The sequence below is a fragment of the Novosphingobium sp. NBM11 genome (assembly GCF_015390225.1).
Lineage (GTDB): Bacteria > Pseudomonadota > Alphaproteobacteria > Sphingomonadales > Sphingomonadaceae > Novosphingobium.
This window is the reverse complement of record NZ_VUOG01000001.1, coordinates 1,703,417-1,715,575: the sequence shown is the minus strand read 5'-3', so window position 1 is coordinate 1,715,575 and position 12,159 is coordinate 1,703,417. Positions and strand designations below refer to the sequence as shown.

Genomic DNA, 12,159 nt, shown 5'->3' with positions numbered 1-12,159 from the left:
CTGCTGGTCTATGCCAGATCGTCGTCGCGGAAAGGGTGCCCATGCCGGCCATCGATGCGCCGCCCGTGCAGATCGAGCGCACCGCGACTACGCGGGAGAACGTCTTCGATCTTGCCACCGTGAAGCCGGCGGAGCCAGGTGGTTCGTGCCGCCCCGGCCGCAATGGCGAGATCGTGGTGTGCGCCGCGAACGATCGCGAAAAGTATCGGGTGCGGCCGCTGCCCGACACGTTCCGCGAAGACCCGCCCCCGTTGCCGAGAAGGAGATCGCGCCGGGCGTGAAAGTGGACGTGCATACCGACGGTCAGCAGATCGGCGGCGTGCCCAGCAACCGCGTCATGGCGGGCGTGCGGATCGCATTCTAAGACGGCCGCAAAATAAGGCCCGGTGCGGGGGAGCACCGGGCCTTCCAGGGTCAGGCGTGCGCTGTTGTCCAGCGTCGGGGGGTCAGAGTTTGCAGCCCATCGCGGAATAGGTTGCTTTGGCCTGTTCCGAAGCGGCCTTGCACGATTGCGCGAGCGCCGCCTTGTCCTGGATGGAAGCCCACGAGGCTTTCGACTGCTGGATCGCCTGCTCCATCGCCGCGCGCTGGCTTTCCGGCACCTTGTCCTTGATGCAGGCCATGACCTTGTTGAGATAGTCATCGCATTCGGCAACGCCGGTCATGCCGTCGGCGGGCTTGGTCACGGCTGCGCTCTCGCCGGCAGCGCTGGAAGCCGTGGCGTCCTTCTTGGCTTCGGAGCAGCCCGCCAGCAGAGCGACGCCAGCAAGAACGACAACTATTTTTTTCATGTAACGATCCCCGGTTCCCGTGATTGACCCTGATTCTATGGGGCGGGTCCGGGGGCATCAATCGGGCGATTGGCCGGGAACGGATGTATGCCGATTACATCCGGATCGTCGGTTTGGGGATACCGGAATACCGCCGTTTCGATGCACGACCACGCGGTTTGCGTGACACGTTTTTACATGGCGGCAGGCGCGCGCGTCAGATTTCGAGCTGGCTGCCCAGTTCGATCACGCGGTTCGATGGCAGGCGGAAGAACTGCATCGCGCTTTCGGCGTTGCGCACCATCCATGCGAACAGCTTTTCGCGCCAGATCGCCATGCCGGGGCGCGATGACGGGATCAGCGTCTGCCGGGCCAGGAACCAGCTTGTCTCCATCGGTTTGAACGGACCGCCGGCGCGATCCTCGACGGCGAGTTCCGCCGGCAGGTCGGCTTCGTCCATGAAGCCGATATGCACGATCATGCGGTAGAATCCGTGGCCCAGGTCTTCCAGTTCGCGGCGCTTTTCCGCGGGGACATGCGGCACGCCCTCGGTCACGACGGTCAGGATCACCACGCGTTCGTGCAGGATGTGGTTGTGTTTGAGATTGTGCAGCAGCGCGGGCGGAATGCCATCGGCGGTGGAGGCAAGGAAGACCGAGGTGCCGGACACGCGCTTCACTTTCGCCACGACCGAGCCAACGAACAGGTCGAACGGCATGGTGTCCTCGGCCAGCCGGTCGCGCACGATGCGTCGCCCGGTGGCCCAGGTGGACAGCAGCGTGAAGGTGATCGCCGCGACCAGCAGCGGGAACCAGCCGCCATCGGGAATCTTGGTGACGTTGGAGGCGAAATAGGCGCCATCGACGATCAGGAACGCGCCGGTGACCAGCGTGGCCATGGCCGGGTGCCATTTCCATACCGCGAACGTCAGCACGCCCAGCATGCAGGCGGTGATGAACATGGTGCCCGTCACCGCGATGCCATAGGCGGAGGCAAGGTTGCTCGATGTGCGGAAGCCCAGCACCAGCAGGATGACCAGCGCCAGCAGCAGCCAGTTGACCAGCGGTACGTAGATCTGCCCGGCCGCGCTCGCGCTGGTGTGGCGGATGCGGATGCGCGGCAGGAAACCCAGTTGCACCGCTTGTTGCGAGATCGAGAACGCGCCCGAAATCACGGCCTGGCTGGCGATGATCGTGGCCAGCGTGGCCAGGATCACCAGCGGCAGCCGCGCCCAGTCCGGCGCCATCAGGAAGAACGGGTTTTCCACCATGGCCGGGTTCTTGAGCAGCAGCGCAGACTGGCCGAGGTAGTTGATGAGCAGGCAGGGGAAGGCCACCCACAGCCACGCCACCATGATCGCCTTGCGGCCGAAGTGGCCCATGTCGGCATAGAGCGCTTCGGCCCCCGTCACGGCCAGCACCACCGAGCCGAGCGCGAGGAACGCGAGCGCCGGATCGATCAGGAAGAAGCGCAGCGCATAGATCGGGTTGACCGCGCCCAGCACTTCGGGCGCTTGCGCGATGTTGGCCACGCCCAGCACCGCCAGCACGGCGAAATAGACCAGCATCACCGGGCCGAACAGGCGGGCGACCACCGCCGTCCCGCGCGACTGGATGGCGAACAGCGCGATCAGGATCGCGATCGAGATCGGCAGCACCAGTTCGGCGAAGGCTTCGTGGACCACCGTCAGCCCTTCGACGGCGGACAGCACCGAAACCGCCGGCGTGATGATCGCATCGCCATAGAACAGCGCCGTGGCGATCAGGCCCAGCACGGTCATCCCCACGCTCCAGCGCCCGGCTTCCATGCTGCGGCCGATCAGCGCCAGCAGCGCCAGGCTGCCGCCTTCGCCCTTGTTGTCGGCCTTCAGGATCACGAACACGTACTTGATCGTGACGATCAGCATCATCGTCCAGAAGATCAGCGACAGCACGCCGAAGATGTGCGCCCGGTCCACGGCCAGCGGATGATGGCCGATGAAGCTTTCCTTCAGCGCGTAGAGCGGCGAGGTGCCGATGTCGCCGAACACCACGCCAATGGCGCCCACCGCCAGCGTCGCCAGCCCCTCGTTGGGATGCGCGCCGTGTTGCGAAGAATTTCCGGATTCGTCCATGGGTCGGCCCGTTAGTCGCGTCGATGCAGGCATACCACGGACTTTACGGGTTCTTTATGGCGATCCGCGCGGCGCTATGCGGTCGGCACATCGACGCAGGCGATCAGCCCCGGCCCGCCGTTGCGGAACGAAAGCCGGCCGCCGAAGCGCTGGAGCAGGCGGTACGCGGTGGGAATGCCCAGACCGAAGCCGGCGGTGTTGCGCGCACGGGAACTGTCGAGACGGAAAAAGGGATCGAGCACGGCATCGAAGCAGTCTTCCGGAATACCGGGGCCGTCGTCGGCGATCGCGATTCGCCAGTGACTATCCTTTCCTCCGATGGTCACGCGCGCGCGTTCGCCATATTGGAGCGCGTTCTCGATCAACGGGGTCAGCGCCAGCAGCAGCGGTTCGCGATAGGTGCGGGCGAGCGCCACGGGCGGCGCTTCCAGGTGGGTTTCGCCCGGCAGCGATGCCAGCAGATCGCGCACCATGGCGACAAGATCGACCTCCGCCGCGTCCGCCGTCATGTGCTGCGCGCGCAGGAACGACTGGAGCGACATCAGCATCGCCTCCATCTCCTCCGTGCTGGAGCTGACGATGCGCGAAATGTCGCTGTCGTCGACGAAATCGGACGCGATCTTCAGCCGGCTGAGCGGGGTGCGCAGATCGTGGCTGATCGCCTCGAACGACTTGGCCTGATCGGTTTCCAGCCCCGATATACGTGCCTGCATGTCGTTGAGCGAGCGGGCCAGATCGCGCAGTTCCGCCGGTCCGCTTTCGCGCAGCGCGGCGGGCTGGCCATGGGCCATGGCGTCCGCCGCGCGCGCCAGTTGCGCCAGCGGCCGCATCAGCGCGCGCAAGGCATAGAGCCCCGCCCCCACGCAGAGCACGGTGGCGAGCAGGGTCATGATCGTGGCCCGCAGCGCCACCGCCCAGCCCGAAGCGACATCAGGCGATCGGAAATTGAGCCAGGCGCCGTCGCCCAGCCGCATCGATCCCACCAGATCGCGCTGCCCGCGCGGCCCCTTCACCACATCGAGTAGCAGGGTGCGTCCGGCCAGCGCCGGCTCCCACGCCAGCACCAGCCGCCGGATGTCCACCGCCGCGCGCGCTTCGCCCTGGCGCTGGACGGCGGGTGAGGAGGCGACGCCCGCCTGCAGGTGGCTGGTAGACATGATCGTGGCCGGCGCATCGCGATCGATCGCGTGCAGCCGTTCGCTGACCACCAGCAGCTCCGCCACGCGGCGGGCGTGGTCCTCGCGGATCGTTTCGCGGTCGATCGTTTCGTAGAAGGCGAGGCTGGCCACGGCCTGGACTGCGGCGATGCCCAGCAGCAGGACCATGGCATAGCCGACCAGCCGGTGCGACCGCAGCCGGATCATTGCCTTGCCGAAGAGCGTGCTCGCTATGATCGCCTCTCCCGCCCGGTTATGCGCGCCGGGCATGGCCAACCGCTGTCATCATGCGCCGGCCAAGTCAATTGCGGCGTGGGGCCGTTCGCGCACTCGACAAGCGCTCCGAAGCCGCGCATCCAGCGCGGGTGAGCGACCTGTCCATCCCCGAAAGCCACGACCCCCACCGGCGCGAGGGGCGCTGGGGCAGCGGTACCGGCTATCTCGTGTCCTTCGCGCTGGTGGCGCTGGTTACGTTGATCGGCGGCGTGCTGTTCGCGCGGGGGAACAGCACGGACATCGGGCTGCTCTATCTGATTCCGGTGATGTACGCGGGCACGAGGCACGGGCTGGCGACGGGCGTGGTCGTGGGCCTCGCCTCCTCGCTGGCGTACAACTTCTTCTTCATCCCGCCCACGCACACGCTGTCGGTCGATAATCCCGAGCATTTCATCACGCTGCTGATCCTGCTGGGAGTGGCGGTGGTCGGCAGCCAGCTTGCCGCACAAGTGCGGGAGCAGGCGAGGCTGGCGGAAGCGCGGGCCGATCGCAACGCCGCGCTGGCCGGCTTCGCGCGCCGGCTCACCGGGCTCAGCCGGCGCGACGATGTGTGGAGCGTGGCGGCGGAGGAGGTGGCGCGCCTGTTCGATGTGCGGACGATCGTGCTGGTGCGCGCTCCGGCCGAGTCGGGCGACCATGGCCTGGTTCTGTGCGCCTCATCGCCGCCGCAGCACCGCATCGAACTGATCGAGATGGCGGCGGCGCAGTGGTGCTTTGACAACGCCGTGCCCGCCGGTCCCGGCTCCGAAACCCTGACCGCGTCCGAATGGCTGTTCCATCCCGTGATCGGCCCGGCCGGGGCGGTGGCCGTGATGGGCGTGGGCCGCGCCGACGCGGGGGAGCCGCTGCACCCCGGCCAGGCGCTGCTGCTGCGCAGCCTGCTCGACCAGTGCGGGCTGGCGCTGTCGCGCATCGTGGCGGAGGAGGAGGCGCGCGCGCTGGGCGAGGTGCAGGAGCGCGACCGGTTGCGCGCGGCGCTGCTCTCGTCGGTCAGCCACGATCTGCGCACTCCGTTGACCACCGTGCTCGCCACCCTGCGCGCGATGCGCGCGGCGGTGCCCGAACAGGAAGCGCAGCTTGCCGCCGCGCGGACCGAGGCGGAGCGGCTGAATCGCTTTGTTGCCAATCTGCTCGACATGGTGCGGATCGAGACCGGCGCGCTGGACCGGATGGTGCAGCTGGTCGATCTGGCCGAGGCCGCGGGCAGCGCGATCGAGGACTTGCGGCCGGTGCTGGGCGCGCGTCGGATCGCGGTGGCCATGCCCGATGACCTGCCGCTGGCGCTGCTCGATCCGCAGCTTTTCCATCACTGCCTCATCAATCTGATCGATAACGCGGCCAAGCATGGCGGGCCGGATGGCACGATCACGGTGGCGGCGGAGACGGCTGCGGATGGCGGCCTTGTGCTTTCCGTGCAGGATAGCGGCCCCGGCCTGCCGCCGGGCGAGGAGCAGCGCGTGTTCGCCATGTTCACGCGGCTGGAAGGGTCTGATCGCACCGGCGGATCGGGACTGGGGCTGGCGATCGTGAAAGGGTTTGCCGAAGCGATGGGTCTGATGGTGCGCGCGGGCAACCGTGCCGACGGGCAGGGCGCGCGCTTCGCCTTGCATATTCCCCCGCATCTCGTGCGCGCGCCCGGGGCGCCGGAGGAGGAGATGGCATGACCGATCCCGTCCCGCTGCTGATCGTGGAGGACGATGCGCCGATCCGCGCGCTGCTCGTCTCGGCTCTGGCCGCGGCCGGTTACCAGCCGTTCGAGGCCGCAACCGCGCGCGAGGCGCTGGCCGCGCTGGCCGAGGTCGGGCCGCAGGCGGTCCTGCTCGATCTGGGCCTGCCGGATCGCGACGGGCTGGAACTGGTGCCGCTGTTGCGCGGCGCGGGGGCGGCGGTGGTGATACTCTCCGCGCGCGATGCCACGGCGGAGAAGGTGGCGGCGCTCGATCTGGGCGCGGACGATTACGTGACCAAGCCGTTCGATCTCGACGAGGTGCTGGCCCGCCTGCGCACCGCGCTGCGCCATCGCGCCGCGCCCGGCGCGGTCACCGGCAACGTGCGCGCGGGCGGGGTGGAGATCGACCTGCTGGCGCGGATCGTGCGCCGGGACGGCCACGAAGTGCACCTTGCCCCGCGCGAATATGCGATGCTGGCCGAACTGGCGGTCCATGCCGGCAAGGTGGTGACGCACGCGCATCTGCTGCGCACGGTCTGGGGGCCGGGGCATGAGGAGGATGTGGAATACCTGCGCGTGGCCGCGCGGGGCATCCGCCGCAAGCTGGAAGACGGCGCATCGGGCGCGCCCTCGCTCATCCGCAACGAACCGGGCGTGGGCTACCGGCTGGTCGTCTGACCGGCGTTCGCGCGTTAGTCCTCGGGCGCGCGTCAGTCCTCGGGCAGCGGTTCTTCCGGCAAGGTCCGGGGCTGCGGGGGGATCGCGCCGATGATTTCGGCGATCTCGATCACGGCGGACACGGCGATCGCTTCCTCGCGGCTCAGGCCGTCGAAATCCGGCAGGAACGCGCGGCAGGCGGTGAGCAGCGCGCCCTGCGCGTCTTCCAGTTCCAGCCGGTATTCCGCCAGCGTCGTGCAGCCGTCGATATCGGACCAGCGCAGCCCGCTGGGCGCCGGGCGTTCGTGATAGGCCCACAGCGCATCGATGGCGCGGTCCATCGCGCCGCGCACCTGATCGGCCACCGCATCGCCCGAGGCGCGGGCTTTCAGCTTCTGTCGGTAGCGCCGCTGGCGCTCGGCGTTGGTCATGGCCATGCGCGCAGAGTAACCACGCGCGGCGCGTTTGCGCAAGGATGTTACGTAACTTTGTTCGCGCTTCGGTTTCGCCGGGCCGGTTTCACGGGATTGATATGAGTCAAAGCAATTCGGCCTTGTCGCCTTAGGGTCCGAATCTGTCGGGAAGGTAGCAACACCCAGATCCGGGAGAGCAGGACAATGACCATGGCGAGTGCGGAAGTGCGGCGGCGGCCGCCCATCCCCGGCACCACCCTTTTCGATGGCGGCATGGCGCGGCGCGGCTTCGCGCTGAATGCAATGTGCTATTCGTTCAACGACGCTGCCAACCGCGAGGCGTTCCGCGCCGACGAGGACGGCTATTGCCGCAAGTTCGCGCTGACGCCCGAACAGCGCAAGGCGGTTGCGGACCGCGATGTGCTGGCGATGATCGAAGCCGGCGGCAACGTCTATTATCTGGCCAAGCTGGCCGGCATCTTCGGCCTCAACGTGCAGGATCTCGGCTCGCTCCAGACCGGCATGAGCCTTGACGATTTCAAGGCGCACCTCGTGGCGCAACGCGCCAAGATCGCGCCCGACATGGTCGTTTCCACCGGTATGGAGAACGCGTGATGGCGGACATCGTCGGCGGCTATTTCACCAGCCACGTGCCGGGCATCGGCGGCGCGATCGTGCGCGGAGATCAGCAACAGCCCTACTGGAAACCGTTTTTCGATGGCTACCCCCCGATCCGCGCCTGGCTTGCCGAAGCCCAGCCGGACGTGGCCGTGGTGTTCTACAACGATCACGGGCTGAACTTCTTCCTCGACAAGATGCCCACGTTCGCGGTCGGCGCGGCGGCGTCCTACGACAACGCCGACGAAGGCTGGGGCCTGCCGGTGTACAAGAGCTTCACCGGCCACCCCGAGCTGAGCTGGCACATCATCGAGGAACTCGTCGCGTCCGAGTTCGATATCACCACCTGCCAGAAGATGCTGGTCGACCATGCGTTGTCGATCCCCTTCGAGCTGGTCTATCCCGATGCGCCGGCCTGGCCGATCCGGCTGGTGCCGATCGCCATCAATACCGTGCAGTATCCGCTGCCATCACCGAAACGCTGCCTGGCGCTGGGCCGCGCGGTGGCCAAGGCGCTGCGTTCGTGGACAGGGGCGGAGCGGGTGCTGGTGGTGGGCACGGGCGGCCTTTCGCACCAGCTCGACGGCCCGCGCGCCGGGTTCATGAACCCCGACTACGATCGCTTCTGCCTCGACCATCTCGCGGCCGATCCCGATGCGCTGACGCGCCATTCGGCCGAGGACGTGGCCGAACTGGCCGGGACGCAGGGGGTGGAGATTCTCAACTGGATCGCCGCGCGGGGTGCCCTGGGCGATGGCCCGCTGAGCGAGGTCACCCGGAACTACCACATTCCGATCAGCAATACCGCCGCCGCCAGCCTGGTGCTGGAGCCGGCCTGAGGCGGTCGAGGGTTCGTTTGGTGTGGTTGCCCGCTTCGGGGCATCGCCATCATCTGCACCACGCGGGTCGTGATGTTTCGCCGCCGCTCCCTGCTCCTCGTGGCTGGGGGCGGCGGTTTCAGGCGCGCAAGGCGCTTCGGTCTGTCCGGTTGTGACGCCGCGCACACCATACCCGGCGAATCGGTGCGAAAAGAGCCTTCTGGCCTAGCGGTCCGATGGCACCTTGGTGCGATCGTTGCGCGTCTGGGTCATCGCGGAAGCAAAGCTCTCCGCGAAATGCCGCGTGAAATTGTCCTGGGCTTTCAACGAGATGGCCCGGGTGTGGTGGTTTGCCTGCTCTCCCCCACCAAACAGATGGGTGGCTGGCGCCCTGCAATGGTGGTCTGTGTCCGTCACGGTCTTGCAGATCCCCGCCGATCCGCTTCAGTGCTGCGGCCGGCCTTGCTCGTTTCATGGTTTCTTATCCGTTACCGGCCGTAACATCCAAAATGAAATTTGAATTGTACCGACACGACACGGTTAGCACTTTCGTAAAGCGCTATGGCATGGGCCTGGTCCCCTGTCCGTGACAGCGGACACGCTCTCCTCATCAACCGTTTTCCTTGGCCCCTTGCCCTTCCGCGATACCCTTCCCAGATAGCGCGCTTCTCCCCAAGAGCCGTCTTGCGCTCTGTGAACAAATCTGGAACACGGGTGCCCATGTCGCTCAGCAAGATTTCCGTCCGTGGCGCCCGTGAACACAACCTCAAGGGTATCGATGTCGATCTCCCGCGGGACAGCCTGATCGTCATCACCGGGCTTTCCGGCTCGGGCAAATCCTCGCTGGCGTTCGATACGATCTATGCCGAAGGGCAGCGCCGCTACGTTGAATCGCTGTCGGCCTATGCCCGCCAGTTTCTCGAGATGATGCAGAAGCCGGATGTCGAGCACATCGACGGCCTCAGCCCCGCGATCTCGATCGAGCAGAAGACCACCAGCCGCAACCCGCGCTCGACCGTGGCGACGGTCACCGAGATCTACGACTACATGCGCCTGCTGTGGGCGCGCGTGGGCGTGCCCTATTCTCCGGCCACCGGCCTGCCGATCAGCGCGCAGACGGTCAGCCAGATGGTCGATCGCGTGATGGCCCTGCCCGAAGGCACGCGCGCCTATCTGCTGGCGCCGGTGGTGCGTGGCCGCAAGGGAGAATACCGCAAGGAACTGCTGGAATGGCAGAAGGCGGGCTACACCCGTGTCCGCATCGACGGCGAGCTCTACGCGATCGAGGAAGCCCCCGCGCTCGACAAGAAGTACAAGCACGATATCGAGGTGGTGGTCGATCGCATCGCCGTGCGGGATGGCATCCAGACCCGGCTGGCCGACAGCTTCGAACAGGCGCTCAAGCTGGCCGAGGGGCTGGCCTATATCGATCTGGCGGATGGCGTGGTGCCGGGGCGCGAGGAGGAGGCGCAGGCCAAGGGCAAGAATCTGAAAGGCGCGGGCCTGCCGCCCAACCGCATCGTGTTCAGCGAAAAGTTCGCCTGCCCGGTCAGCGGCTTCACCATCGAATCGATCGAGCCGCGCCTGTTCTCGTTCAACGCCCCGCAGGGCGCGTGCCCGGCCTGCGATGGCCTGGGCGAGAAGCTGCTGTTCGATCCGCAACTGGTCGTGCCCAACGAGGCGCTGAGCCTCAAGCAGGGCGCGGTCGTGCCCTGGGCCAAGTCCAATCCGCCGTCGCCCTATTACATGCAGGTGCTGTCCAGCCTCGCCGCGCATTTCGGGTTCAGCCTGGAAACGCCGTGGGAGAAGCTGCCCGGCGAGGTGCGGCTGGTGATCCTCTATGGCACCGGCGGCAAGGCCGTGCCGCTGACCTTCGTCGATGGCAAGAAGAGCTACACCGTCACCAAGGCGTTCGAAGGGGTGATCGGCAATCTCAACCGCCGCATGCTCCAGACCGAAAGCGCGTGGATGCGCGAGGAACTGGGCAAGTTCCAGACCGCGCAGCCGTGCGAGACCTGCGGCGGGGCGCGCCTCAAGCCCGAGGCGCTGGCGGTGAAGATCGCGAGCGAGGACATCTCGATGTCCACCCGCCGTTCGGTGGCCGACGCGCTGGCGTGGTTCTCCACGCTGGAGGAGAAACTGACCGACCAGCAGCGCCAGATCGCCAAGGCGATCCTCAAGGAAATCAATGAGCGGCTGGGCTTCCTCAACAACGTCGGCCTCGATTACCTCAATCTCGATCGCACGTCGGGCACGCTGTCGGGCGGGGAAAGCCAGCGCATCCGCTTGGCCAGCCAGATCGGTTCGGGCCTTTCGGGCGTGCTCTATGTGCTCGACGAACCCTCGATCGGGCTGCACCAGCGCGACAACGACCGCCTGCTCGAAACGCTCAAGCGCCTGCGCGACCTTGGCAACACGGTGATCGTGGTGGAGCATGACGAGGACGCGATCCGCACGGCCGACTGGGTCGTCGATCTCGGCCCCGGCGCGGGCGTCCATGGCGGCGAGATCGTGGCGCAGGGCACGCTCAAGGACATTCTCAAGAGCAAGGCCAGCCTCACCGGCCAGTACCTGACGGGCGCGCGCCGTATCGACGTGCCGGCGCACCGCCGCAAGGGCAACGGGCTGGACCTGGTGGTGGAGGGCGCGCGGGCCAACAACCTGCGCAACGTCACCGCGCGCATTCCGCTCGGCACGTTCACCTGCATCACCGGGGTTTCCGGCTCGGGCAAGTCGTCGCTGACGATCGACACGCTGCAGGCAGGCGCCGCGCGCGTGCTCAATGGCGCGCGGGTGATCGCCGGGCCGCACGACGCCATCAAGGGGCTCGAAGCCTGCGACAAGGTGATCGAGATCGACCAGTCGCCGATTGGCCGCACGCCGCGGTCAAACCCCGCCACTTATACCGGCGCGTTCACCCTGATCCGCGACTGGTTCGCCGGGCTCCCGGAATCCGAGGCGCGCGGCTACAAGGCCGGGCGCTTCAGCTTCAACGTGAAGGGCGGCCGGTGCGAATCCTGCCAGGGCGATGGCCTGATCAAGATCGAGATGCACTTCCTGCCCGACGTGTACGTGACGTGCGAGGAATGCGGCGGCAAGCGCTACAACCGCGAAACGCTGGAAGTGAAGTTCAAGGGGCACTCGATCGCCGACGTGCTCGACATGACGATCGAGGACGCCGAGGAATTCTTCAAGGCGGTGCCGCCGATCCGCGACCGGATGCACATGCTGAACGAAGTGGGGCTCGGCTACGTCAAGGTCGGCCAGCAGGCAACAACGCTCTCGGGCGGCGAGGCGCAGCGCGTGAAATTGGCCAAGGAACTGTCGCGCCGCTCCACCGGGCAGACGCTCTACATCCTCGACGAACCGACCACCGGCCTCCACTTCGAGGACGTGCGCAAGCTGCTGGAAGTGCTGCACCGGCTGGTCGAACAGGGCAACAGCGTGGTCGTGATCGAACACAACCTGGACGTGATCAAGACCGCCGACTGGATCATCGACATGGGGCCGGAAGGTGGCGTGCGCGGCGGCGAGATCGTGGCCGAAGGCACACCGGAAGACGTGGCGAAGAATCCGCGCAGCTTCACCGGGCAATATCTGGGGCCGCTGCTGGCGCGCCACGGCTGACGGACGCGGGCGAGGGAAGCGGGCGGCGGGCTTGACTCCGG

General features: G+C 67.0%; 10 protein-coding genes. 6 read left to right on the top strand and 4 right to left on the bottom strand.

Going from position 1 to position 12,159, the window contains the following annotated elements:
• Positions 1-41 precede the first annotated feature (41 nt).
• Positions 42-281, top strand: coding sequence for a hypothetical protein (locus tag F1640_RS08165; RefSeq protein ID WP_194918636.1), 240 nt, complete (start codon positions 42-44; stop codon positions 279-281).
• 165 nt (positions 282-446) lie between these two features.
• Here the strand turns inward: F1640_RS08165 and F1640_RS08160 are convergent, their stop codons facing one another.
• The 3 genes from F1640_RS08160 to F1640_RS08150 all read right to left on the bottom strand — a co-directional run bounded on the left by F1640_RS08160 (position 447) and on the right by F1640_RS08150 (position 4,310).
• Entirely contained in the window at positions 447-791 is a 345-nt protein-coding gene (locus F1640_RS08160; RefSeq protein WP_194918634.1) for a hypothetical protein, read from the bottom strand.
• Between the two features lie 196 nt (positions 792-987).
• Positions 988-2,883 carry a potassium transporter Kup gene (locus tag F1640_RS08155; protein ID WP_194918632.1) on the bottom strand — a complete coding sequence of 632 codons (1,896 nt, stop codon included), beginning with the start codon at positions 2,881-2,883 and terminating at the stop codon, positions 988-990.
• A 74-nt stretch (positions 2,884-2,957) separates the two neighbouring features.
• Positions 2,958-4,310 (bottom strand): HAMP domain-containing sensor histidine kinase, encoded by a 1,353-nt coding sequence (locus F1640_RS08150; protein ID WP_255530313.1) that lies wholly within the window; start codon positions 4,308-4,310, stop codon positions 2,958-2,960.
• 95 nt (positions 4,311-4,405) lie between these two features.
• Between F1640_RS08150 and F1640_RS08145 the strand changes: the two genes are divergently transcribed.
• Together F1640_RS08145 and F1640_RS08140 are read left to right on the top strand one after the other, a co-directional pair.
• Positions 4,406-5,980 carry a DUF4118 domain-containing protein gene (locus tag F1640_RS08145; protein ID WP_309229223.1) on the top strand — a complete coding sequence of 525 codons (1,575 nt, stop codon included), beginning with the start codon at positions 4,406-4,408 and terminating at the stop codon, positions 5,978-5,980.
• Positions 5,977-6,663 carry a response regulator gene (locus F1640_RS08140; RefSeq protein WP_194918628.1) on the top strand — a complete coding sequence of 229 codons (687 nt, stop codon included), beginning with the start codon at positions 5,977-5,979 and terminating at the stop codon, positions 6,661-6,663. The genes F1640_RS08145 and F1640_RS08140 overlap by 4 nt, the downstream gene beginning before the upstream one ends.
• A gap of 32 nt (positions 6,664-6,695) precedes the next feature.
• Here F1640_RS08140 and F1640_RS08135 read toward each other — a convergent pair whose 3' ends face one another.
• A complete protein-coding gene (locus tag F1640_RS08135; protein WP_124808220.1) occupies positions 6,696-7,079 on the bottom strand; it encodes a hypothetical protein in 384 nt (127 codons plus the stop codon).
• 180 nt (positions 7,080-7,259) lie between these two features.
• Between F1640_RS08135 and F1640_RS08130 the strand changes: the two genes are divergently transcribed.
• The 3 genes from F1640_RS08130 (at position 7,260) to uvrA (ending at position 12,118) form a co-directional block, all read left to right on the top strand.
• Positions 7,260-7,670 carry a protocatechuate 4,5-dioxygenase subunit alpha gene (locus F1640_RS08130; RefSeq protein WP_124808221.1) on the top strand — a complete coding sequence of 137 codons (411 nt, stop codon included), beginning with the start codon at positions 7,260-7,262 and terminating at the stop codon, positions 7,668-7,670.
• Entirely contained in the window at positions 7,670-8,512 is an 843-nt protein-coding gene (locus F1640_RS08125; protein WP_124808222.1) for a class III extradiol dioxygenase family protein, read from the top strand. The genes F1640_RS08130 and F1640_RS08125 overlap by 1 nt, the downstream gene beginning before the upstream one ends.
• A 699-nt stretch (positions 8,513-9,211) precedes the next feature.
• Positions 9,212-12,118: an excinuclease ABC subunit UvrA gene (uvrA, locus tag F1640_RS08120; protein WP_194918626.1), complete on the top strand. Its 2,907-nt coding sequence runs from the start codon at positions 9,212-9,214 to the stop codon at positions 12,116-12,118.
• The last annotated feature ends 41 nt before the right edge of the window (positions 12,119-12,159 follow it).